We start from the raw sequence: 23866 nt of genomic DNA, 5'->3' as shown, positions 1-23866 counted from the left end.
TGCAGCGAAGACGTGCTGACGGCGCTGGATCAACGTGACGCCCGCGACGCACAGGTCTTGCTGGAGCGGGCAGGAATCCATGCGAACGTCCTGCCCGATGAGGATTCGGCCTTTTCCATATCTGTAGACAGCCGCGATCGCACCAAGGCCATAGAACTGCTTGCGGAGGCCGGTCTGCCGCGCCAGCCGCGCAGCACCGTAGCAGATCTTTTTCCCGGCGACGGCTTCGTGGTAACTCCTTTCGAACAGAAAGCACGGCTGGCCTTCGCGGTCGAACAGCAGCTTGCCGATACCTTATCGGCGCTCGATGGCGTCGCAGCGGCTCGCGTGCACGTGGTTTTGCCGGAAGACAATGGCCGCGGCCTGATCAGGGAGAAGGCGCGCGCTTCGGCGCTGCTGCAGTATCGACCGGGCGCAGATCTGGCGGGTATCGAGCTGAAAAGCCGTTCCATTCTGCTAAACAGCATTCGTGGCCTGGCCTCTGAAGACGTATCCGTCATCAGTAGCCCGTGGTCAGAAGTCGGTTTGACGGCATCGGCTGCCCGCCAGGCATTGACATCCGCAACCACCCAGCCTGCTGCCGCCGACAATTTCGCCAGCTTCGGATCGCTGTTTAGCTATCGCAACCTCTCGATCCTTTCTGGGATCGTCCTGGCTGCCGCGGCGGGTCTGCTTCTGATCGTGCCGCGGCGGAAGGAAAGCCGATGAGGTCGACAATTCGGCAGGACGGAGCAAGGGCACTCGACGATGCGCGCCTTCGTCGATCGGTTCTGCTCTCCGCAAGGGCTGAGGACTTCGTTTTTGGAGCGGACGGGCCTGACGCAGCGCTCTGCCGGCGCATGGCGGCCTTACCGCGGATGCAAGCGCGGCTCTTCGAGCGGATTGCGGACTTGGCCGGCGATCCTGCCGACTGCACCGGTGACCTGCGTCAATTCCTGCTACTGTCGCCGGATGCCAGGAATGAGGCGGCGTTGCGCGCTGGCCTCACCTATCATTTGAATGCATTCGGGACGGCTTTTTCGCGAACCGTCCTCGAAGCACTTTCCGCTGCCTTCGGATTGCAGGCGGTTCGCTTCGCTCTGGCCCATGCCGGGCTTTCCCCCTCCTCCGTTGTCCCGCTCAATCCGGCGCAGGACGAAAGCCGCCGGCTCGTCCTCGCCGACGGCTGTCGCATTCTCGCCCTGTGGCTCAGGAGCCTGCGATTGGCGGATGCGTGGCAGCTGGCCTGGGGCGACCTCAATGCCGCGTCACTGACCCTTGTCCGGCCGGCCGCTTGTGCTATCGGCGCGGCCGTGGCCTCCGCAATGGCAGCGGATAGGGAGCACGCCGATGCATGAGCGTAGGCGTCGCAGCCGCGTCATTCCCGCTCATGAATTCGGTGTGATAAGCGAAGCGGCGGCGCTTGTTGCAGCCGCGCGTGAAGTCGTAGCCATTGAAACTGCGAAGGCCTCGGAGGTGCGCGAGACTGCGCGCGAGGATGGTTACCGCCAAGGCTATGCTGAAGGGCTGCGCAAGGCGACGGAAAGCTTTGCCGCTGCTGCGGCCAAGGCGGAAAAGGCGCTCTTCGATATCGAGGGACTTGTCACGCCGATCGTGCTCAGAGCCGTCGAAAGAATAGTCGGTAGCCTCGATGCTGACGAGCGGGTCGGTCGCCTTGTTACGCAGGCGATTGGGGAAGTGGCCGAGAGCCAGCGGGTGACCTTGCACGTTGCCGCTGGCGAAGCGGCGGCTGTCCGCAAAGCGATTGAAGGGCTCGACCGGCGTATCGACGTCGTCGCCGACCAGTTTCTTTCGGCCGGCGAAATCGTCATGGAGACCTCGATGAGCCGGGCACATATCGGCGCTCGGGAACAGATCGCGGCGCTCATGGAGGCGGCCGGCCATGGTTGACGCGCTGCTCAGGCTCGGAAGTGACATGGCCCGGGCCGAGACGCGCCGGGCGAGCGGCCGTGTCATCGGGGTTTCGGGGCTCTTGGTGCGCGCACAACTTCCTGCCGTGAGGATCGGCGAGCTTTGCGAGTTGCGTGAACCCGGCCGCGGGCGACTGGGCTTCGCTGATGTCGTCGGGATCGAAGGGGAAAGCGCCCTTCTCTCCCTGCACGGGGATACGCGCGGCGTATCGGTGCGCACCGAAGTGGTTCCATCCGGTCACCAGCCTTTTATCGTGACGGGCGATTTCCTGATCGGCGCGATCATCGATGCGCACGGCAACGTCCTTCGCAAGGCCGAAGTCGGCACGGGCGGTACGGCACGCTTTTCGCAATCGCTCCATGCGCCCCCGCCCGACATCCTGTCGCGTCGCCCGATTGATCGCCGTTTTCCGGTCGGTATTCCCGCCGTCGATGGTCTATTGACCTGCGGGGAAGGCCAGCGGATCGGCATTTTCGGCTCGCCCGGCGTCGGCAAGTCGACGCTGATCGGCGACATCATCAACAACAGCGATGCCGATATCATCGTCTGTGCGCTGGTGGGAGAGCGCGGACGCGAGGTCGGCGAATTCGTCGATCGCGTCATGCCGGCGGGGAAGCCGTCGAACGCAGTGCTCGTCGTCGCAACGTCCGACCGGCCGGCGCTCGAACGATACAAGGCCGTGCTGACGGCAACCGCTGTCGCTGAACATTTCCGCGACCGGGGCAAGCGTGTGCTCCTCATCGTCGATAGCGTCACGAGGATGGCGCGGGCGCTGCGCGAGGTGGGACTTGCGGCGGGCGAACCGCCGGTGCGCCGCGGCTTTCCGCCTTCGGTCTTTGCCGCGCTGCCCCAGGTCTTCGAACGGGCCGGCAACAGCGCCACCGGAACGATGACGGCTTTCTATTCGGTGCTGGTCGAAGGAGCCGAGCAGGATGACCCGATCGCCGAGGAGACCCGCGCGCTCCTCGACGGACACGTAGTCCTAACGGACCGGATCGCGCAGAGCGGGCATTTCCCTGCCGTCGACGTGCTCGCGAGCAGGAGCCGGACGATGCATGCAGTCGTCGACGAGAGCCATAACCAGGCGGCAAATCACCTGCGGTCATTGCTCGCCCTCTACAAGGAGGTCGAACTCCTCATCCGCGTCGGCGAATATCGGGAGGGGCAGGATCCGGCCGCCGACGAGGCGGTGCGCAAACGGGGAATGATCAACAAGTTTCTGTATGGCGCCAAAGGCTGTCGCCCGTTCGAAGAGACGGTCACAGCGCTTCGCGAGCTCGCCCGATGATCGTATCGGCAGTTCGCTCAATCCAGGTCGCAACCTGCGTTCACACCGATACCACCCGCATCGGTGCTCGGAAGTCATGGCAAATACCACTGGGAGACCGCACCTTAGCGGTTCGCCCCTTGGTCCCGGAGATCGCCATCGGCAGGATCGGCGAACCAGTGGCCATCCGGCTAGAGATCGCGAGCCGCGCTGCCGAGTTATGGTTGTCTGAAACCACACTGAGATTGTTCGTGGAGCGGTTCGAACCGCTGGCCCGGTGGGACCAACTGACGCCGGCGACCAGGGCCAACTTGTTCGAGTGCCTGGTTGCCGACGCGCTCGGCGCGATCGAAAACGGGGCCAGGGGGCAGATTGCACTAACCGAAGTCGGCGAGCCGACCTGCGATCGCACGGCGCTGAATTTCGCTTTCGATGTGAGCTGGGACGGTTTCGCCTGCGCGATCTGCGGCGAATTCGATCCGGAGACGCTTGCCGGACTTGTTCGCTGGGCGGGTCGCTTGCCCCGGCGCAGCCTTCGCGGCCTCACGACGAGCGTCGCGTTTCGGCGCGGCTTTGCCCTTCTTACGGCGGACGAAATCAGGAGTCTCTCCGCCGGCGACGCGATCGTCATCCCCCCGGCATCGCCAGCAACTGCCGTCGCGGTCACGGGCGAGCGCTATCTCGCCCGCTGCACCCGCACGGAGTCGGGCTTCACGCTCGAGGAGCCTTTGCTGACCCGCCCTAGGAATCCAATGAGGCATCTCATGACGAACGAAGACGTGGATCAGGACCTGCAAGGGCCCCCGCAACCCGCAGCCATCTCCGAAATCCCGATCAAGCTCGTCTTCGAAGCCGGACGCATCGAGCTTCCGCTTGGCGAGCTTGAAGCAATCGGAGAAGGCCATGTCTTCACGCTCGACCGCGCCCTGTCGGAAGCGGTCGACATCGTGGCCCAGGGACGGATCATCGGCCGCGGCGAAATCGTCGCGCTGGAGGGCTTCGCGGCCGTCCGCATCACCGCGCTCACCGACTGATGGAAAACAGTTTTCCCCTCGCCCAGAGCTTGGCCGCCATGGCGGCGATCTCGGCGCTCCCCGTTATCGCGGTGGTGGCGACCTCCTTCACCAAGATTTCCGTCGTGCTGCTGATCGTGCGCAATGCCATCGGCATCCAACAGACGCCGCCGAACCTCCTGGTCTTCGCCGTCGCCATCGTGCTTTCCGCATTCGTCATGAACCCGGTGCTCCAGGAGTCGTGGCGCATCCTCGCCGCCAGCGGCCACGACTTCGGCACGATCGGCGGAATGGCGGCGAGGATTGCCGAGCTCTCGGCGCCGCTGAAGGCCTTCATGCTGAAATTTTCCGACGAGGAGGTCCGCGGCTTCTTCGTCCAATCGTCGCAGCAAGTCTGGTCAGGCACACAGGCAAGGGCCGCAACTCCGGACGACATCGCGATTCTCACCCCGAGCTTCCTGGTTTCCGAATTGACGCGGGCCTTCCAGATCGGTTTCCTGATCTATCTGCCTTTTCTGATGATCGATTTCGCGGTTTCGGCGATCCTCGTTGCGCTAGGCATGCAGATGATGTCGCCGCCGGTGGTTTCGACTCCCCTCAAGCTGCTGCTCTTCGTCGCTGTCGATGGCTGGCGACGGCTTCTCGAAGGACTTGTGCTTTCCTATGCGGGATGACCATGGCTGAGGAACAGATCGCCACCGAGATCAGCACGTCCATCGTCGCCACCTTCGCGCTGGCGGGACCGATCCTCGCATTCGCCGCCGTCCTGGGGCTGGTGATCGCCATCTTTCAGGCGGCGACGCAGATCCAGGAGCAGACGATCTCGCAGATCGTGAAGATCTTCTCGATCTCCTTTCTGCTGCTCGTCTTCGGACGGGCGCTGGCGACGCCGCTGATCGAGCATTCCATTCACATCCTGAACGATTTTCCGACGATGGTCCGGTAGCGCCGATGGCACTGGAGGCTACGTCCCTGGTCAATGAGGAAACGGCAGTGCCGGCCGCCGCTTTGCTCGGCGCCGCGCGCGCCCTCGGGATCACGCTCATCTTTCCGCTGTTTTCGCTCTTCAGCATCGTCGGCATCCTGCGTTTCGGACTCGCGATCGGGCTTTCGGCCCCGTCGGTCTCCTACGCCTATTCCGTGCTTGCCCTGGGAAAGACTTCCTATTTCGACCTCGCGGGCCTGTCGCTGAAGGAGATGGTCTTCGGCGGACTGCTGGGCATGGGCCTCGGCATCCCCTTCTGGGCGGCACAATCGGCAGGAGACATGACCGACGTCTATCGCGGCGCGAATTCCGCCAACCTTTTTGACCCAGTGAATGCGCTGGAAGGGTCTCCGCTCGGATCGCTCTTGATGTCTATAGCGCTTGCCGTGTTCGTCTCAGCGGGCGGCGTCATCGATCTGGTGGCGATCTTCTACAATTCCTTCGGGCTCTGGCCGCTCTTCTCCTTGAGCCCGGTGGCCACCGATGATTGGCTGATGGTTATACTCGAAAGTTTCGCCCGGCTGTTTCGGGTCGGTGCGGTGCTCGCCGCTCCCTTCGTCATTGTCATGTGCGTGGTCGAGCTGTCGCTGGCCTTCGTCGGCCGCTCGGCCAAGCAGGTCCCGCTGAATGACAGCAGCTTGACCTTCAAGAACCTCGCCGTCCTCGTGGTGCTCGTCATCTACGCGAGCTTCGTCACCAGCTATTTCGGGACGCTATGGACGGAATCCTTCACCGCGGTGAAGGCGTCGCTGGAAGTCGGCGATGGCGAAAAATGACGACACCGAGGAAAAGTCCCTTCCTGCGAGCCGGGTAAAGCTCGACAGGCTCAGGCGGGATGGCCAGGTCCCGCGTTCGCGGGAGCTTCCGGTTGCGCTGTCGGTGCTGGCGATCGCAACCTATCTTGCCTGGGGGCTCGGCGGGATCATCGGTGATCTCGTTCATCTTTTCGAAACGGTGCTGCAACTCGTCGGCAAGCCTGCAGAGGTGCCGGCACCGGCGACGGTCCTGACGGACATGGGTTACGCACTGCTCAGAATCATTTGGCCTCCCCTTCTCCTCGGATTGGCAGTCGTCATTGCGGCGTCGATAATCGATGCGCAGGGCCTTCCCGCGTCGATGAAACACATGGGCTTCGATTTCGGCCGTCTCAATCCAATGGAAGGTCTGAAAAAGGTCGTATCCCTCGACAGCCTCACGGAGTTCCTCAAGGGACTCGCGAAACTGGCTCTTCTTTCGCTCGCCGGCGCCGGCACGCTTCTCTACTTCCTCAATGGGATCTTGTGGTCGCCACTGTGCGGCGAGGCCTGCGCCTTGGGCGTTGCGGTTCACCTTGTCGGCACGATCGCCGTCATCTCGGCCGCGATCATGATCATCGCGGCGCTTTTCGACCTGCACATCTCACGCGCACTCTTCCGACGGGAACACCGCATGACCAAGACCGAAGCGCGGCGCGAACACAAGGAGACCCAGGGCGATCCGATTATGAAATCGGCTCGTCGGCAAATCGGCGCGGACATGCGAAACTGACCGGCGCGCAAGCAAGGCTAGCAGGGGAGCCGTCTCTCAGGGATTCAGTGAAACGAGAGCATCCATCCGGGCCGCCTTGCGCCGCGCAAGTGACAACTCGTCTCTAAGTTCCGTCAGCAGCAGAGAAAGCCTCGCGCATTCCGCGTTGAGGTCTTGAATGCGCGCCTGAGCCAGGGAGCGCTCTCGACCGATCAATCCAGTCCGGCCGGACGCAACGAGCAGGTCGCGGCCCGTGACGAGCTTACCTGGGGCCATCTGACGCATCGGTGACGACTGCTCCTCCCTACGGCAAATGTCGTCTAGCCGGCCTTCCGCAGAGGCTTTCTCCTGTGCAATGCGCTGCAACCGCTCTTCGAATTCCTTCAGCCGCCGCCCGAGCTTCGCCTCACGGGCATTCCTCAGCCAAAGGAGTTGGCGGATGGCGACGGCGTCGATCGTTGGCCACGCCTTGGGCATCAGTTCGTCGCTGAGGTACGGTGCACGGTTACGATTTCGCGCACACCACCTTTGTAGATTTGAATCTTTTTTTCGGTGGACAGGTTAACCACCTTCTCGACGGCGGAGACGAAGATCGGCGGACCGCGGACAATTAAGACGTCGCTCATGGGGTCGTGCTGAATCGCCGCTTCGGGGTAAATGGGAAACAGTGCCCGAATTGCATTGCGTGCCACACTCCAGTTTCTTGCCTGCTGCTCCAGTACCACGGTGTTCGTCTCGCCTTTGGGAGAAAGAACCATCCGGCTCCCGTCGAAAGCAACGAATAGGTTCGCCGCTTCGCCAAGCGCCATGAACGCCTCCACCCCGCTGCCAGAGACGCTCCAGTTCTCGACTGTCCCGCTCAGCGTTCCGACGGCTGTCACCGGAATACCCGTTATGGAAGACAGGGTTTCGACAACCTGAGCCAGAGGTTGGGAAATAACGCTGAGGTGGACACTTCGAGCATCGGCGCTCGCAGTTGATGCGAGTGTGAGCCAAACGGCTGTAGCGACAAGAAACATGCGGCCTATCACGACGGTACCTCCGCTTCGTATTCCGTCCGGAAGCTCTTAGCACTGACTTGCGGACTCAGATAGATCTTTCTTGGGTATCCAAAAGTAAAAACTAACCCAGAGAGTCGACCCTGGAGATCCTAAATATGTTAAACGTCGTGATTCTACGTTCATAACTGTATCCATAAAACAGATGCTAGATATTTATTGCATAAATGGCCGGCTTATCTCCGGAAAATATTCAAAATAACAAATTGATTGTCTCTTCGATTTGAGTAATCTGAGTAGCGTTCAACAAGGAGACAAGAAATGGCTAGTACCAGTCCTACATCTACCTTGGATGCGGGAATCAGTTCTGCAATTTCCAGCTTCAAGGCTGCGCAGAACGAAGCAACCGCACAGAGCCTACAGGTCGCGACCGAAATCACCAAAATCAATGGCGTCGCCAACGCCACGAAGAAGATCGGTCCGGCTTGATATGGCCTAGGGCGAAGCCGCTGCGGCTTCGCCCTCCTCCGCATTGCGCTCTTCACTTCACAACGCCCTGCCAAGTTGAGGAGTGCGCCATCAGCAGAAACGATTGGAGTGATGCATGCGTGCAGGACCTGCTTTGCCTTCAATCGACGCTTCGCCGACTGCAAAGGGTTCGCCGGCACAGCGAGCCGGTGCTCGGGCAATCGCCGGCGAGCCTTCGTTGCGGGTTACGCGTGGCGGCCGCACCTGCGTACTTGTGCCCGGCAAGGGCACACACTTCGTCGGCGGCGGTGCGGACTGCGATCTCGTCGTCGTTGGCCTGAAGGCTGAGCCGGCGTTCCGTCTTGAGTTCTGGGGTGATGGCGACCAGGCGGGCGCCGCCGTCGAGGCAATCGGCGCGGGCATCAAACTCGGCACACGCGACCTGCGCCAGGGCAAACGCGCGATCCTCGCAAATGGCGCGGTGATTCACATTGCGGATGTCGAATGCGTTATCGAGGGCCTCCCCCAAAATTCGACATCACTTGCGCGTTCTTCGCGCCGGCGTAACGCCGCCGCCGGGCTTTTGGCACTGGCGGCCCTGCTTCTCGTCACCAGCCTCATTTTCGAAGGGGCTCCAGCCCCTTCGGAAAGGCCCTCCCGCCGAGCCTCGGTGGAGCCGCGCCCAACGGCCACCTCCATCGCCGCCGAACTCGGCGAGGCAATGCGGCTCGCAGGGCTCAACGTGCCGGCGGAGGTCACCCCGGACGGGACGGAAATTCTGGTCGGAGAAAACGCTTCCCCCCTCGATCTCGCAAGTCAAAGACGGCTTGCATCAATCCTGTCCTCCATTGGCGGGCGCAGTCCCGTTCCCTTGGTCGATCGGACCAGACTTGCCTCCGGACTCGAGGGCTTCGTCGCGGCGGCGGGCTATTCGCCGGTCAAGTTCATTGTCGGGCGAGATGGACGTCGTTACCGGGAAGGCGACGCGATCTCGGGGGAATGGCGCATCGAGGAAATCCGGCCGGGACTACTCGTAGTCGCTCATGGGGGCAAGAGGGATACCGTCAATTTCGAGCAACCGGAGCCGCGCCTGAAACTGAACCTCGCCAATGTCGATTCACTGGAAACCGAGCGATGATTGCCGGATCGTCGGTCCTTTCCGGCGTGTGGCGCAGAACGGATATATTATTCGCCGTCTTCTTCGCGCTGGTCCTCGCCATGATGGTGGTGCCGCTACCGACAGTACTCGTCGATGCGATGATTGCCTTCAATCTCGCCTTTGCGTTCATCGTCCTCATAACGACGATCTACCTGCGCAACATTCTCGACATCTCCACATTCCCCGCCGTGATCCTGATCGGTACGGTCTTCCGGCTGTCGCTGACCATTTCGACTACCCGGTTGGTGCTGGCGGAAGGCGACGCCGGCGAAATCATCCACACCTTCGGATCCTTCGTCGTGGCCGGCAACGTCCTCGTCGGACTGGTCGTCTTCCTGATCATCGCCCTCGTGCAGTTCATCGTCGTCACGAAGGGTGCCGAACGCATTGCCGAGGTGGGAGCCCGCTTTACGCTCGATGCCATGCCCGGGAAACAACTCGCCATTGACAGCGACCTACGCAACGGCCACATCACAGCGGAGAAGGCGCAAAAGCGCCGAGCCCAACTCGAGCGGGAGAGCCAGTTCTTCGGTGCCATGGATGGTGCCATGCGCTTCGTCAAGGGCGACGCCATCGCCGGCCTCGCTATTGTTGCTGTCAACCTGCTCGGCGGTCTCGCCATCGGCATTTTCCAGCGGGGCTTGAGCTTCTCGGAATCCGCCCACCTCTATTCGCTGCTTTCGGTCGGCGACGGGCTGGTGTCGCAGATCCCGTCGATGTTGATGGCCATCGCAGCCGGCACGGTCGTCACGCGGGTAAACGACGATAGCAGCACCAGCCTCGGAACGGACATCGGCCGTCAGCTGGTGCGAGAGCCCCGTGCATTGGGCGTCGCAGCCGCCATGACCGCGCTGATGAGTTTCGCGCCCGGCTTCCCGGATGCGGTCCTCTGGCCGATCTCCGGCGTGCTCGCATTCCTCGCATTCACACTGTGGCGCCGGAGACAGTCCGGCAGCCCGGCTCGAGGATCGGAAGAACCTGCGGCCGTTTCCCTCGACAGGACAAAGTACGGCGACCCCATTATCGCAACAGTCTCGGCGGCAACCATGGCACGCTTGGCGGCCGAAGGCCTGGCGACGCTGCTCGACGGCCGTATCGGCGTCTTGGCCAAGGCCGTCGGCGTGGCTATTACGGTACCGACATTCAATGCCGATCCCCGTATGGGCGATGATCTCATGCACATCCAGGTCGAGAACGTGCCGGCAGGTCTCGTCCAGTGCCCGCCGAGCCGACCGGCGGAGCAGATTGCCAACGATATTGCGCGTATCGTCCGCCGCCACATCGGATCGATCTTCAGCGTTGAAGACGCGGCGCAATGGCTCGCGAGTCTCGAGCCGAGGCTGGGCAAGCTCGCAAGCGATGTGCGGGCGCAGGTACCGCCCATGCTGCTCGTCGCCGTCATGCGCCGCCTGCTCGATTCCGGCGTCACCGTGTCTCAGCCACGCGGTCTTCTCGAGGCCCTGCTCACCTCCCAACAAACGCAGGCGCCGGAGGATATGGCGGAGCGCGCGCGACAGGCGCTCGGCCGTCAGATCGCATTCGGCCTTCTGGACCAAAGAGGGCTACTCCCCGTCATCACGCTCGGCCCGGAATGGAAGCGCAGCGTGCGCGCCTTCAAAGAAAGCTCGGGGGAAGCGGAGGCCGAGGCCTGCGAGAACCTGCGCCGGTTGGTGAAGGACGCCGATCAAAAGCTTTCCGCAGCGAATGCCGAGCATCGCGACCCCGTTGCTATCGTAGAGAGCGACATCCGGCTTTTGTCGCAGGCGCTCCTGATCCGTCACGGTTGCCGTATGCCGGTGCTCTCGCCCGACGACATCAGTGAGGAAATCACCTGCGACGTGATCGCCGCTGTTGGAGCCTGACAATAAAGAGGGAATGGAAAATGGTCGAAGGCGTTAACAACCAGAACACTTCATCGCCGATCCGGGATGAGATGGACCGGCTAAACAATTCCAGCCTGCGGAAAGAAATCTACAGGGGGATTTTCGAGGGTTACAAGGATGACAACCGCGACTTCCAAAGTATCGACGTTGCACTGAACCCCGACAAGTACACCGCGGAGCAGAAGTTGATTACGCTGCTCGATCTGCTTGAAGCACGCGAGGATTACGATCACTACGACGATCTCCCCAAACGTTTCGGCGAAAAGCCGCTCAATCAGGATGAGATCTGGAAAGACCTGAACAACGCCATTGCCATTCTTGAGGGCGATCCGGAAGTGCAGTCCTTGCTTACAAAAAAGGTGTTCGAAGGCTTCAAGCACATCCTCACAACCGGCAACCGCGTGGCTCCTGAAACGGAGACGGATCCGGCCAAGATCATCGACAACACCATCACGCGCGACGAGGAAGTCAAGGACCTGCGCGAAACACTGACCAGGAGTTTTGAGAGCGAACTCGTCAATGGCGGCATTCTCAAAGATGGCCTGAGGTCGGGCAAGGACATCCAGACCATCCTGCAGGAGTATAACAACGCCCTTGCCTTCTACATGTCGGTGCTGCCAGAAGCCACGGTGACCGCCAATTCGGATAAGATCGAGGCCGCTTACAAGGAGTTCTACAACAAGGAGGTATTGCCGCGCCTGCCGGAACTCGCCGACGCCCTGGATGGTCTCACCGGCGCCAAGGGGGTCGGAACGGTCACGCCGCCAATTGCAGACGGCCTCATCTGCAGTGAAGTCTTCGGCTCGGGACTGTTCGATTCCGATTTGATGAAGCAGATGGCGGATGTCGCCAACGGCAGCGACCGCACGGTGAGTGGACGGGCGACCCCGGAAGTCTCGAACCTAGCCACGCTGTTCCAGTCGGGCATTTATGACGTCGCCTCCATGCGACGCCTGCTTACGGAAAAGCACCTGACGCGGGACGACAAGCCCATTCCGAGTCTCGAAACGATCGCCGGCGAGTCAATCGACCTTATCGCGAGCAACTATTCCGGCGCGGGCAAGGAGACGTTCAGAGCCGAACTTACTTCTCTCTTCCGCGAACTGTGGGGTGATTTCGTAGAACTGGACGGCGGCGACGTGCGGGGCCTCGACGGCGCCATCGATCGCTACCTGCAGCGCAACGGCATTTCCGGCGAGGAGGCCAATGCGCTCCGCGACGGCGCGAAGATACTCTTCAACGGGGCGGCGCTCGCGTCGAACGCGGCGCGCGACACGGCAATGAGCACGAACGAACTCTCCGCTCTAATGGTGATGAGCACCAAGCTCGCCGGTGAGTATCTCGGCCAGTCAGGCGTGACGTCCGGCATGCGCGGCGAAGCCTCCCGCCAGGCGACGGATTTCAAGCTCGCGTCTTGGGATGCTTCCGTGCGCAAGGATCACGACGTCGACGCCCTCAATAACGCCGGCGAGACTCTCACCGGCTTCATCAAGCGAACCGACCCCCAAGCGATCGTCTTCGGTCCGGCACTGGAGCCGGGTGGGGTAGCGAGCCTGTTTTCCGACGCCACCTCCATCATGGCAGGAAACCTATTCGGCGGGGAAAACGACAGAGCGTTTGCTCGACAGACCTTTTCCAGTGAAGTGCTGACCATCCTGGAGTCCCTGTGGGACAAATTCGCCAGGGGCGAAATTTCGGCAAGGGACCTGCCGGGCCACCTAGAGCGGCTGACTTTCCGCCTGAAGGCGCCGCAAGGCTCGGCTATGGGCGCTGGCGACTACCGGGAGGCGGTCGCACAGGCGGTGACGGCGCTTCTGGATGCGGGGGCGCTGGTCTCGCGGGTGCAGCCGAAGACGCTCAATCAAGATCTCGTGTACCGCGGAGCGGACGGTAAGTTCCATCGCAGGACGAGCATCAACACTTATACGCCGCAGGAAATCGGCGCGATGATTGCTATTGCCGCGGGTTTGGCCGGGCGCGGCATCGCGAGCGGCGGAACACATTCCCTGATCCGCGGCGACCACCCGAACCTCAACTCCTCACAGATTGCCGAAAAGCTGTTCGGAACCAAGAAAGACGGCTGGAGTATCTCGGTGCTTGGGCGTTACGACATGAAGACCGTCGAGGAGATGGCGGGCAAGATAACCGACCTCGCCAAGGAACGTGCCCCCGATCTCGTCATCGGAGATCCCACGGCCTTCTCCAGCGCTAACACCGATCTCGAAGATCTGTTCGGCGATACTATCAGCTCCATGGGCCGTTCCTTCTTCGGCGACAATGTCGACGCAGCGGGGCTCTTCAAAGGCAATGTGATGAGCATCATCTATTATATTTGGTCGCTCGGCCGCCCAGGTGGCCAGATCCAGACGATAACGGATGAATTGCTCAAGAAGGTGGTGAACGAACGGGTGACGGAAGCGCCAAGCGGCACGTCACTGACGGAGTACAAGAACACCATCGTCCGCTCGGTCAACGCCATCATGTACGGCGCTCGCACGGTCTATGCCGGATTCAATCTCGCGCCGGGGGACAACGTCGGTCTCTCTGCCCTCATCCTCTATGCCGCCTCGACGGGCGTGAACATCCTGCAGGCGGTCGGCGATGGGCTCAAAGAGTCGACGAAGGACAGCAAATTCAGCAAATGGGCGAAGGTCGCGCGGCAGGACTCCGCGGAACTGCTCAAGACCGGCGTCAACGTCGCCAATGCCCTTATTTTTTCCGCCTGGCTGCCGCTTGAGGCGCTTTGGCTGATCGCCGACGTGAAGAGGGGCGACCCGGTCAATATCAGCCTGATTTCGGTAGGCCTTGCTGCCGACACCATTATTGCCGGGGAAGCCATCATCAACATGGGAATTCAAATCGGCAACCTGATCAACCGGGTGGCGACTGGTGGAACGATCGGTCTGCTGGGATCCGCCGGTACCCTGGCCCTCGCGCGCGGTTGGACGCTGGCCTTCGGTATGGCCAATCTGGTCTCCACCGCTGCCTGGATGGGCTATTCAATCTACCAGGGCATCAAGGACAACAACGCCTTCAAGAAACAGACGAAAGAGATGGAATCAACCCTGCGACGGCTGCTGGACGATCCGATCAAGTTCGCCCGCGGCTTTCAATTCGGTCCGATCAAGATTGGCGACCTCGATGAACACGAAGCGACGCCCGTCGATTGGGATTCGGTCATCGCACGACAGATAGGGCGTATGTCCGCCTAATAGAAAAACATGCCGGAGGAAGCCGCGAACGAGTTCGGCTCGTCGAGACCGGCGCGGATTGCTCGCGCCAGAAGATGCAGTCTGGCAAAAAGTCGCGTCGCTGGAATTTTCGGATAACACGCGACCTTATGTTTCCTCCCTGGGGCGCAAGCTTTCGGTCCTGCAATCTGGATTGAAAGCGCCGCCGCCGCTGCACCCGCAAGCCCGGCGACGGCTTGAAATTGTAGGATCCACGGTCGGCACGCAGGCCACGACCGTTCTCTCCACAAAGCTCTGAGGACGCGCACTACGCGATTGGCGACGTCGCAGCGACGTTCTCGATTCGCCGAATTCAGGAGAAAAGTGAGTTTGGCAGCTCTCTCGGCTGCCGGTCGCGATTTCGGCACGGAAGGCGCGCCTCTTGGGGAGATCTACAGGCGAGCCGCCTGGCTTGGGCTTGGAGCGTGCAGCTTAGATCCTTTCGGAGGAACGCCCGCCAACGAAAGAAGAAAGACGATCACCCCAAGTGATTGTGCCGCGCGATGATCTGCGGCCCCGCGTTCGGCGCCATCGACTTGCGGTGCGGGAGACCGGAGCCATCGACGCCTGTGCGCCTCCCCGAACCCGCCGGAACTTGGCGCAATATCAGCATTTCTCCTCAGCCAGTCCCGAAGCCGGGAACCGGCGGGATGGTGGGGACTTCGATTGGGGATAAATGACTGGTAGCTGCTGATCACCGGAGCCATATCCGCAAAAGGAAACATGAGGCGGCCGGACCGGATTTCCTCCTCAACGAATTCCGGGTCGATAATAGCCACTCCGCCCTGTATCGGTCGACCACGTTTTTGATGCCGCCACTCTGTCGAATATCCGTGAACGCCGCTCAGCTCGAGCACCCCCGCGCAATACGACGTTCGACCGCCAACACGAGACGACGTGTGCGACCCGCGGGTCAAGGATTCCCAGGCGGCTATCAGCAATGCATCCCGCGCGCTGTTGCACGAAGCTCGCGCCAATCGCCACATCGCCGGGTCAGAAAAAGGTGATTGAAATCTTCACATCGCAATGCAACATTGCTACGTGTTTTCGCCCGTAGGATGTTTCCATGGACAGTTTGCTCTATCGATTTATCTTTAGAGTCGATTTTGATCATCGATACGAACTGGCGGATAGGCCGGGTACAATCATCGAAACGATTCTAGATACCGCTAATGACTACTGGGACGTAGTTGGGCCAACCAACAATGCATTTCAAATCAATGCGGCCAAAAACGTTGCCGCCAACCGCAGTCGAGCGGGTGCGAATTTTGCAGTGGATACAAACGCCGTAAGTGGGAGTATCGAGATTGAAGAGGGAGTGGAGTTCGAGAAATTCCTATCCAGCGAATACCTTGAAGTTTGCAACGCCTCGTTGGAGGAGTTGATTTCAAAGTTCGGTGTCAAGAACCTGAACCGCGTCGGCATTCGCTTGCTTATGACAGGTGGCAGGGCCAAAGATTTCGATCACCATCGAGATAAGGTCACAGCGAGGTACAAGGATCTTGCCGTGCCGCCCGACGCGTCGAGTGGTTTTGAAGTATCAGACGTTGCGCTGATCTTGACCGGCAAACTGGAACATGACATCCAGTTTCGACTGCAGACCGGCCCGGGCGGAGAGAACGACATTGGTCAGTTTTTGCAGAAAAAAGTAGAGCGGGTCAAAGAAGCGACCGACGCACATGAGTTCGCTGCAGATATTGACATTTTCCAACATAACATAAACTTTAGGGGCACTAATCTGCTTAGATGGATTAGAGCGAAAGATCCGTACGCGCGAAAGCTGCTTTCTGTTGCAAAATATTCGTCCCGGGGCTGAGACAAGATGCTGGATAGCGCTACAAGAGTAGAAGATTGGGGTGGCTTCAATCCGGGCCGGCATTTGCAAGCCCCGGACGCCAATCCCTTGTCTGACGCTCGGTTTTCTCCTTTCGCAGGCAGCGCCACAAACACGTCGATCAGTGCCCTCCCGTACGACGCCCCCGCGCTTCACCAGGATTATGTAGCTCCTCCGAAGCAAGTAGCTCCGGAGAAGCGTGAGGACACGGGTAAGCTTGAAGCAATAGACGCGACGGTAAGGGATATCGGAGAACACTTCGTCCTGGTGACCGCTGCTCCCGGTGGCGAAATCGTTGAGCTCCAGGTCCCCGTGGAGCTGTGTCCGCCAGAGATACGTTTTGAAGGCATGCCGATTTCGATAAGCATCGACACCAGTTCGCGGTACTCTTCCCTGAAAGTTGAGCGACGTGCAAAGAAGACACTGTTGTCAGAAGATTTCAAGTCGCGCTTCACTGCAATGACTGAGTGGGCCGACAGCCTTTAATGCTTCTTCTCCATTTTCTGAATGTCGAGAACGGCGACTGTACGATCGTGGAGTACAACGATGGTACGCATCGAAGATTCGGTGTCATTGATTGTAATCGTACACGGACCCGCAAATCTCCTGCTCTCGACAAGCTCAAATCTCTCGGCGCCGCTGACTTAGAGTTCGTCTGTATCACGCACCCAGATAAAGACCATTATGCCGGAATAAGCGACGTTTTGGATTACTATCAGGGTAAAATAGCTTCTTTTATGACCTTTCCGCTGGCATCCGTGCTGACAGATCAGGAGCGTCTAAAGAAGTACGCAAAAAAAGTTCTCGCTCTAGCCAACCTGGCTGATGATGAGGACATTGCGAACCGCCACTTGGAACTCGTCCAAATCCTCAAGCACGCGAGTGAGAATTTTTTGCCCGACAATTGGATCGAAGTGTCTGGAGACTTCGATCGCTTAGGAGTATCCGGTTTTGGTCCGGTGGAGTTTTACGGTATATCTCCGCCAAAAAGGATGCGGGGGCAGATCGCCCAAATGGTCCTGGATCCGAACGAAATCGCCACTGTCAACAACAACGAGATTAGCGTCGCCATTGAGATGCACTACGCTGGGCGCCGCATCGTCCTTGGCGGCGACTCGGTTGATGAGAATTGGGAGTGGCATAGAAAGTACCGAGCGAAAGTGAATGCGACGATCGCATCGAACGTCGTCAAGCTTCCACATCATGGTTCACGCTATGACAACTCGCCAGAAACGTTGGATGATTTCTTTGATGGCATAGACGATTCGATCGCTATCATCTCGGCAGGCGGGCGTATTCATCCTGACTTTGAGACTATCGAAAAGTTGCAAAGTTTACCTTGTACTCGTCTATGCACCAACCTGTTCAATCCAGACGAAAGGGCGCTCAAACGCATTTACAACAATGGCGCGCTGACTTCGCGCCTTCGACACTATTTGAATGTTTACGCTAGCCCGTTAGTCGCCCGACCGACGCCCTGCAAGGGCGATATCGTCGTGTCGATCAGCCCCGACGGAGCAATAAGTTCTCAAACGGAATACAATACTGTTTGCGGGTGTACAAAGTCCTTCTCGGCTTCGGGCCTTCCCACTCTTCCTAGTACCCCGGCCATACGCTCGGTCCCATGACCCAATCCGCGGCCAAGGGCGACCAGCGCAACGTTAGCGCCGGATGCGCGTGCTGTTATGCAAGAATCGGTCCGGAATCCGGAGCTGCATGCAACAGTCTCGACAGCTTTCGCTGACCTAGAGCAGATCCTGCGATCGATGAATCGATTGTGAGGTGACGATGGGGGCCGAAGCTGATTCAACATCCACTTTGGAGAGGTGGATGATGGCACGAGCACTGAGCGATGATCTTCGATTGCGGGTATTGAAATTGTCGGCGAAAGGCGTTTCCGCGCGTCAGGCTGCAGCCCGGTTCGGGATTGGAGTTTCGACAGCAATCCGCTGGATTGCGCGAGCCAGAGATGGCGAGCAGACAGCACGGCCACAAGGTTGGCGAAGATCCTCGAGCTTGGATGCACACGAGGCGTTCATTATCGAAATGATCGATGATCGCAAGGACGTGACGCTCGATGAGATGGTCGAGCGTCTGTTCGTTGAGCAGCAGATGCGTATCAGCCGGAGCGCGCTCGGTGCTTGGCTACGACGCCGTGGCTGGACGTTTAAAAAAAGTCCGCACATGCATTGGAGGTAAGCGCGAATTTCCCCGCACCTTTTGCTGTTGAGTGCTCTGATGCATGAGGTGTCCACCAAAATAGGTGGACACCTTGTGATGGAAGACGATGATCAGAAACTGCAGGTAAGGCTTGTTGGTCGGAACGGGCGACGCCGATACGAACCCGCATCGAAGGACCGTCTTGTCTCGGCCTGCCTTGAGCCTGGCGTGTCGGTATCGAGGCTTGCGCTCGAACATGGGGTCAATGCGAACCTTCTTCGGAAGTGGATAAAGAAACGGACGGAGACGCAGTCCCTCCCGCCGTCCTCATCACCGGCGTTTATCCCGGTTCAGATTGAAAGCACTTCCGATCGGGCCTTGCTGCGACAGAGCAGCATGGCTGCGGTGGATGTGCCGGGGACTTGCGATGGAGTGCGTGGGTCGGCATCGAAAAGGGCTGCGCCTTTTTCCTCTCCAGCCAAGGTGAGCGCGGCACTGCCGAACGGCGTGAAGTTGACGCTGGAATGCGGTGATGTGGATGCATTGACGGCGGTCATCGGAGCACTGGGTCATGTTCAGACTGGGCGCTGACCTGAAAGTCTACCTGCACCGCGAGCCGATCGACTTCCGGGCCGGCATCAACAGCCTTGCGGTGCTGGTTCAGGAGGCGATGGCGCTCGATCCGTTTGCTCCGGCGGTTTTTGCGTTCTGCAATCGCCGTCGCGACCGGATGAAGCTCCTGTTCTTCGATCGGTCGGGCTTTGTGCTGGTCCTGAAGCGGCTGACCGAGGACAAGTTCCGGTGGCCGCGCCGCGAGGCAGCGGTGGTCACGCTTACGACCGAGCAATTGCACTGGATCCTCGACGGCATCGATATCGATGCGATGGTCCGCCATCCGGTGCGGCAATATCAGGTTGCCGGTTGAGGGCTCTCGAATTGAGCGGTTGACGCGGCGGCATGCTTTCGATTCAAGAATCTGATGAATCGACCCGGCGAACCGACTGTTGAAGAGTTGATGGCGCGCATTGCTGCGCTGCAGGCGGAGAACCGTCAGCTCACAGAACGCGTCGTCAAACTCGAGGAAGAGCTGGCGCTTGCACGGCTGCATCGTTTTGCGCCGAAGAGCGAAAAGCACATTGACCGCCTCTTCAATGAAGCTGAACAGGCCGCGGATGAGGACGATGCCGACAACGAAGATGGCGATGTCGTCGACCTGCCGGACACAGGGTTGCCACCCGTCGAAAGCGCGACGGGAAAGAAGCGCGGCCGCAAGGCCTTGCCGGAAAACCTGCCGCGCGAGCGTGTCGAGTATGACCTTGCCGACGCCCAGAAGGCTTGTCCTTGCTGCCGTCACCAGATGCATCGCATGGGCGAGACCGTTACCGAGCAACTTCATATCGAGGTGAAGGCGAAGGTCCTGCAGAATGTGCGGTTCAAATATGCTTGCCGCCATTGCGACCGGACCGGCATCAACACGCCGGTCGTGACCGCGCCGATGCCCGCACAACCCTTGCCGGGCAGCATCGCCACGGCTTCGACGCTGGCCTTCGCGCTCGTTCACAAATACGTCGACGGCACTCCGCTTTACCGCCTGGCACAGGTCTTCGAGCGCGCCGGCGTTCCCGTCAGCCGTGGCGCTCTGGGCCACTGGGTGATCGGCTCGAGCGAAAAGCATCTCTCCCGCATCTATGACGCCCTGAAGCTGCGGCTCAGATCGCAGCCCCTCATCCACGGCGACGAGACGACTGTTCAGGTGCTGAAGGAAAAGGATCGAGAGGCCACCGATACATCATATATGTGGGCCTACCGGAGCGGCGAGCATAGTGACGAGCCGATCGTGCTGCTCGATTATCAGCCGGGCCGCGGCCAAATACACCCGCAGGCCTTCCTCGGCGATTACCGCGGGATAGTGATGAGTGATGGCTATTCCGCCTGGCGTACACTGGAGGACGCAACCCATCTTGGATGCATGGCCCATTCCAGACGGCGCTTTGTCGAGGCCTTCAAGGCCAGGAAGAAAGGCGGCGGACCGCCGGAGCAGGCGCTCCGCTTCTTCGAACAGCTCTACCGCGTTGAAAGGCAGGCGCGGAACGAAATCCCCGATGACGGCGAAACGCGAGATCACTGCATTCGCCGCTTGCGCCAGCAACACAGCATCCCTGTCCTGAACGCCCTCAAGGAATGGCTCGACGAAATCGAGCCGAAGGTCTTGCCGGACAGCAAGCTCGGCGACGCCGTGTCCTACACTCTGAACCAATGGGATTATCTGACGCGCTACATCGAAGATGGCAGGATGCCGATCGACAATAATCTTCTGGAGCGTGACATCAGAATTTTTGCAACGGGCAGAAAGAGTTGGCTGTTCAGCGATACTGTCGACGGAGCCAGGGCCAGCGCCGTCATCTATAGCCTGATGCTGACCTGCCGCGCCTGTGGCGTCGAGCCGTTAGCGTGGTTGCGCTACGCCCTCACCGAACTGCCTCAGCGCACCGAGGACGCCGACATCAATGATCTTCTGCCCTTCAACTTCGCGAAAACCGCCACTGCCTGATCAGACCAGATGCCTTCCAATTCGGAGGCGATCCGTCGAATCGTGGGCGTCAACGTGCGGGGAAAATAGCGCTTACCATTGGAGCAGGATCGGCCGGATATCCTGAAGCGGCGACGCGCCTGGTTCGATGGTCAGCTTGATCTCGATCCCGAGAGGCTGATTTTTATAGATGAGACCGGCCTGTCGACCAAAATGGCACGCTTTCGCGGACGTGCAATTCGAGGCGAGCGTTGCCGAGCAGGTGTGCCGCACGGCCATTGGAAAACAACGACATTCACCGGCGCGCTCCGCCTCACAGGCATGACCGCACCCTTCGTCTACGACGGAGCGATGAACGGTAATGTCTTCCTGGCCTACGTCGAGCAAGTGCTCTCGCCGACCCTTCAGACCGGCGACGTCGTCGTTATGGACAACCTCCCCGCCCACAAGGCAGCCGGGGTGCGAGAAGCCATCGAGCGCGCCGGCGCCAAACTCATGTTCCAGCCGCCTTATAGCCCTGACTTTAATCCCATCGAAAACGCATTCTCGAAATTGAAAGCCATGTTGGGCAAGAGCGGAGCGAAAGATTGATGCCCTTTGGGACGCAGTCGGCGCCTTGCTACCCCGGTTCAGTCCTGGAGAATGCGCCAACTACTTCAGAGCTGCAGGATATGACCCGGATTGAACAGGATCTGCTGTAGGCGCACGGCAGCGTGTCGTGCATCGGGGCGAAGGGACGTGTGGCCATTCGGGTTGGGCGCCGGCGCTCTCTTGTGTCCCGAGGCGGATTTTTGCGTTCATCGGACTTTGGCGCCGATACCTGAGGGTCGGGAACGCGGACGGGCCGCGCCTTGGAATCGCCCTTCTTGGGCGGAATAGCAACTTTCTCAGTCATCGTTCGTTGCTCGCGTCTTCCACAAGAGAACCGCTCGGCAGAAGCAGAGTTCCAATCGAATGCGAGCATCTCGGCCTTGTGGTGGCCTCGACGCGCCTAGCTCCGCTACGAATAGCCGGGCTCGCGCCTGCGGTAGCGGACTCATGGCTCGTGGAGAGCTAGCGCCGCTCAGGCGATGAAGACCCAGGAGGTGGCTAGCAAGATAGCGCTGGTCCTCGAGCGCAAGAGCCGCTACACGGTGGTGATCAAGAATGGCTCGACAATGTCGTCGATGCCTTCTCACCGCTACCCGCCTTTGCTCGGCAGAGCTTCACCTTCGAGCGTGGTACCGAGTTTCGCGGGTTAAGGGCTTTGGAAGACGGGATCGTTGCCAGGATCTGGTTTTGTGATCCAAACTCACCGTGGCAGAAAGGCGCGCCGTCGAAAACGCCAGCAAGCGCATCCGCTGCTTCATGCCCGGCGATACCGACCTATCCATCGTCAGCCAGCAGCAGTTGGTCGCCCTTGCCCATCAACTAAATTCCCTGCCCAGGAAGTGCCTTGGCTATCGCACGCCCGCCGAAGTCTTCTTGGCGCATTTGCGCGATTGCGGGTAATGCCCTACCCTCCACTCGTCATTGTTGCACTTGGATTAGATTCTCCACCGCGAATTCCCGATTTGTGGGGTATTTTTCGGGGGCTCGAGACGAACCGTCGAGGCGAGAACATTCGGAGAGTTCCTTGGGACCTATTTAGAAGTCCCGATTAAGGCCGTTGAAATGGCTCGAGCCAGAACTCGGCGGTTTTTTGGATTGCTAACCATCGTAGCGTGGTTGCCTGGAACCGGTACGGCATGAATGGCCCTCGCATTCAAAACCAGATCCCAACCCCGCTTGGTCTCCCGATCTAACTGTTTATCAGGTTGCATCCGCCGACTGATGAAAGGCTCCATGGCATAAAACTGATGTATTTCGATTGGCAAGGAGGCAACCTGATACGATTGCAACGCCATATGAAATCGCGCGCTTTTCTGATACATCAAACCAACATTTTGGAGATCACGATCCAGAGGTATCGCCCCGATTTGCTGTGCCTTTTCAAGCAGCTGTGTAATCGAACTTCGTCCAGCAAAACGTTCCAACACTTCAAAGCTCTCATCATCCAGGAAATCAAGTGATTCCAGCACCACTTCCCGTACCATTTGGCTGGGTGACAGCTTTGACAAATTTGGAGGTAACGTGACATCGATGAACGCCATGAATGAGACAGCTTCATCGAGACTTAGTAAGCGCTGGGCAATTGCATAAGCCAAGATTGCACCTGATGAGTATCCAGCAAGGCGGTATGGGCCCCGTGGCTGGATCTCTCTAATTGCCAGGACCACCTCCGCGGCTATTCCTTCAAGAGTTGGTGGACAAACTTCTTTGAAAGGTGGCCATGGCAGTGCATAAACGGGACAGTCTACGTCCATTTCCTTCACCAAACTGAGGACATAGGAACAATCCCCCAGTCCTGAGGGAACAAAGAAGAGCGGTGGTTGTGACCCGGTTGCCTGCACGGAAATCACTTCCGGAACGCTGGGCTGTCGCCTAAAGTGGATCTTTGATGCGAGGTCCCTCAAAAAAGGGGCTTGGAAGAGATCGGCAGCGCTAAACTTCAGCCCAACAGCCAGCGTTCGACTTAGCAACTGCACCGCCAGGAGCGAGTGGCCGCCGAGCTCGAAGAAGTTGTCGTTGCGCCCGATGCGCTCGATGCCGAGAAGCTCCGCCCAGATCTCTGCCAGCGCCGTCTCGACCGCGCCCTGCGGCGCCTCGTAGCTGCGGCGCGCATAGGCGTCGTCCTCCGGCGCCGGCAGAGCCTTGCGATCGAGCTTGCCGTTCGGCGTCAACGGCAGTGCTGCCAACCGCACGAAGGCCGACGGCACCATATAGTCCGGCAGTCGCCCGCTCACATGCGCGCGCAACGCGCCGGCCAGCCCGCTTCCGCCATCTTCGTTGTTCGACCCGGCCTCGGGTCCACAGACCACATAGGCGACAAGACGCTTGTCA

The 23866-nt window shown here is 59.7% G+C and carries 22 protein-coding genes and 3 pseudogenes; 22 read left to right on the top strand and 3 right to left on the bottom strand.

Annotation, left to right across the window (positions count from 1 at the left end):
• The first annotated feature begins 12 nt into the window (after positions 1-12).
• The 9 genes from sctJ to GHK62_RS27130 are packed head-to-tail and all read left to right on the top strand — an operon-like array spanning position 13 to position 6703.
• A complete protein-coding gene (gene sctJ, locus GHK62_RS27170) occupies positions 13-708 on the top strand; it encodes a type III secretion system inner membrane ring lipoprotein SctJ (protein WP_380786122.1) in 696 nt (231 codons plus the stop codon).
• Entirely contained in the window at positions 705-1337 is a 633-nt protein-coding gene (locus GHK62_RS27165; RefSeq protein WP_153442081.1) for a hypothetical protein, read from the top strand. Before sctJ ends, GHK62_RS27165 begins: the two co-directional genes overlap by 4 nt.
• Positions 1330-1890 carry a type III secretion system stator protein SctL gene (sctL, locus tag GHK62_RS27160; protein ID WP_153442080.1) on the top strand — a complete coding sequence of 187 codons (561 nt, stop codon included), beginning with the start codon at positions 1330-1332 and terminating at the stop codon, positions 1888-1890. Before GHK62_RS27165 ends, sctL begins: the two co-directional genes overlap by 8 nt.
• A complete protein-coding gene (locus GHK62_RS27155; protein WP_153442079.1) occupies positions 1883-3199 on the top strand; it encodes a FliI/YscN family ATPase in 1317 nt (438 codons plus the stop codon). The genes sctL and GHK62_RS27155 overlap by 8 nt, the downstream gene beginning before the upstream one ends.
• Positions 3196-4212, top strand: a complete 1017-nt coding sequence (gene sctQ, locus GHK62_RS27150) for a type III secretion system cytoplasmic ring protein SctQ (RefSeq protein ID WP_153442078.1) — start codon at positions 3196-3198, stop codon at positions 4210-4212. Before GHK62_RS27155 ends, sctQ begins: the two co-directional genes overlap by 4 nt.
• A complete protein-coding gene (gene sctR / locus GHK62_RS27145) occupies positions 4212-4865 on the top strand; it encodes a type III secretion system export apparatus subunit SctR (RefSeq protein WP_153442077.1) in 654 nt (217 codons plus the stop codon). The genes sctQ and sctR overlap by 1 nt, the downstream gene beginning before the upstream one ends.
• A gap of 2 nt (positions 4866-4867) precedes the next feature.
• The gene (locus GHK62_RS27140; protein WP_153442076.1) at positions 4868-5137 is read left to right on the top strand and encodes a flagellar biosynthetic protein FliQ; all 270 of its coding nucleotides are present in this window, start codon (positions 4868-4870) and stop codon (positions 5135-5137) included.
• Between the two features lie 5 nt (positions 5138-5142).
• Complete coding sequence (locus GHK62_RS27135) at positions 5143-5952, top strand: EscT/YscT/HrcT family type III secretion system export apparatus protein (protein ID WP_153442075.1); 810 nt, start codon at positions 5143-5145, stop codon at positions 5950-5952.
• A complete protein-coding gene (locus tag GHK62_RS27130; RefSeq protein WP_153442074.1) occupies positions 5939-6703 on the top strand; it encodes an EscU/YscU/HrcU family type III secretion system export apparatus switch protein in 765 nt (254 codons plus the stop codon). Before GHK62_RS27135 ends, GHK62_RS27130 begins: the two co-directional genes overlap by 14 nt.
• Before the next feature lie 36 nt (positions 6704-6739).
• Here GHK62_RS27130 and GHK62_RS27125 read toward each other — a convergent pair whose 3' ends face one another.
• Entirely contained in the window at positions 6740-7159 is a 420-nt protein-coding gene (locus GHK62_RS27125) for a hypothetical protein (protein WP_153442073.1), read from the bottom strand.
• Entirely contained in the window at positions 7159-7701 is a 543-nt protein-coding gene (locus GHK62_RS27120; RefSeq protein WP_153442072.1) for a hypothetical protein, read from the bottom strand. Before GHK62_RS27120 ends, GHK62_RS27125 begins: the two co-directional genes overlap by 1 nt.
• A 300-nt stretch (positions 7702-8001) precedes the next feature.
• On the opposite strand from GHK62_RS27120, the gene GHK62_RS33765 reads away from it, so the two are divergent.
• The 13 genes and pseudogenes from GHK62_RS33765 to GHK62_RS34595 form a co-directional block, all read left to right on the top strand.
• On the top strand, positions 8002-8169 hold the full coding sequence (locus GHK62_RS33765) for a hypothetical protein (RefSeq protein ID WP_167528376.1): 168 nt from the start codon (positions 8002-8004) through the stop codon (positions 8167-8169).
• Between the two features lie 115 nt (positions 8170-8284).
• Positions 8285-9286: a hypothetical protein gene (locus GHK62_RS27115; RefSeq protein ID WP_153442071.1), complete on the top strand. Its 1002-nt coding sequence runs from the start codon at positions 8285-8287 to the stop codon at positions 9284-9286.
• Positions 9283-11169 (top strand): flagellar biosynthesis protein FlhA, encoded by a 1887-nt coding sequence (locus tag GHK62_RS27110; RefSeq protein ID WP_153442070.1) that lies wholly within the window; start codon positions 9283-9285, stop codon positions 11167-11169. Before GHK62_RS27115 ends, GHK62_RS27110 begins: the two co-directional genes overlap by 4 nt.
• 20 nt (positions 11170-11189) lie before the next feature.
• Positions 11190-14402 (top strand): hypothetical protein, encoded by a 3213-nt coding sequence (locus GHK62_RS27105; RefSeq protein ID WP_153442069.1) that lies wholly within the window; start codon positions 11190-11192, stop codon positions 14400-14402.
• A 1084-nt stretch (positions 14403-15486) separates the two neighbouring features.
• Positions 15487-16236 (top strand): hypothetical protein, encoded by a 750-nt coding sequence (locus GHK62_RS27100; protein ID WP_153442068.1) that lies wholly within the window; start codon positions 15487-15489, stop codon positions 16234-16236.
• 6 nt (positions 16237-16242) lie between these two features.
• The gene (locus GHK62_RS27095; protein WP_153442067.1) at positions 16243-16740 is read left to right on the top strand and encodes a hypothetical protein; all 498 of its coding nucleotides are present in this window, start codon (positions 16243-16245) and stop codon (positions 16738-16740) included.
• Positions 16740-17882 carry a ComEC/Rec2 family competence protein gene (locus tag GHK62_RS27090; protein WP_153442066.1) on the top strand — a complete coding sequence of 381 codons (1143 nt, stop codon included), beginning with the start codon at positions 16740-16742 and terminating at the stop codon, positions 17880-17882. The genes GHK62_RS27095 and GHK62_RS27090 overlap by 1 nt, the downstream gene beginning before the upstream one ends.
• Positions 17883-18087: 205 nt before the next feature.
• Positions 18088-18423 (top strand): annotated as a pseudogene (locus GHK62_RS27085) (helix-turn-helix domain-containing protein); the annotation flags it as partial.
• A 108-nt stretch (positions 18424-18531) separates the two neighbouring features.
• On the top strand, positions 18532-19005 hold the full coding sequence (gene tnpA / locus GHK62_RS27080; protein WP_153442065.1) for an IS66-like element accessory protein TnpA: 474 nt from the start codon (positions 18532-18534) through the stop codon (positions 19003-19005).
• Positions 18986-19339, top strand: a complete 354-nt coding sequence (gene tnpB / locus GHK62_RS27075; protein WP_153442064.1) for an IS66 family insertion sequence element accessory protein TnpB — start codon at positions 18986-18988, stop codon at positions 19337-19339. The genes tnpA and tnpB overlap by 20 nt, the downstream gene beginning before the upstream one ends.
• Positions 19340-19393: 54 nt before the next feature.
• Positions 19394-20965, top strand: coding sequence for an IS66 family transposase (gene tnpC, locus GHK62_RS27070; protein ID WP_153442063.1), 1572 nt, complete (start codon positions 19394-19396; stop codon positions 20963-20965).
• Between the two features lie 78 nt (positions 20966-21043).
• Positions 21044-21629: pseudogene (locus tag GHK62_RS27065) on the top strand (IS630 family transposase); the annotation flags it as partial.
• Positions 21630-22035: 406 nt separating this feature from the next.
• Positions 22036-22435 (top strand): annotated as a pseudogene (locus tag GHK62_RS34595) (IS30 family transposase); the annotation flags it as partial.
• A gap of 131 nt (positions 22436-22566) precedes the next feature.
• Here GHK62_RS34595 and GHK62_RS27055 read toward each other — a convergent pair.
• The coding region (locus tag GHK62_RS27055) for a thioesterase domain-containing protein (protein ID WP_234887079.1) at positions 22567-23866 on the bottom strand (1300 nt) is incomplete at its 5' end.

It is taken from the genome of Sinorhizobium terangae, from assembly GCF_009601505.1.
Classification (GTDB): Bacteria; Pseudomonadota; Alphaproteobacteria; order Rhizobiales; family Rhizobiaceae; genus Sinorhizobium; species Sinorhizobium terangae.
This window is presented reverse-complemented; position numbering and strand designations above follow the sequence as displayed.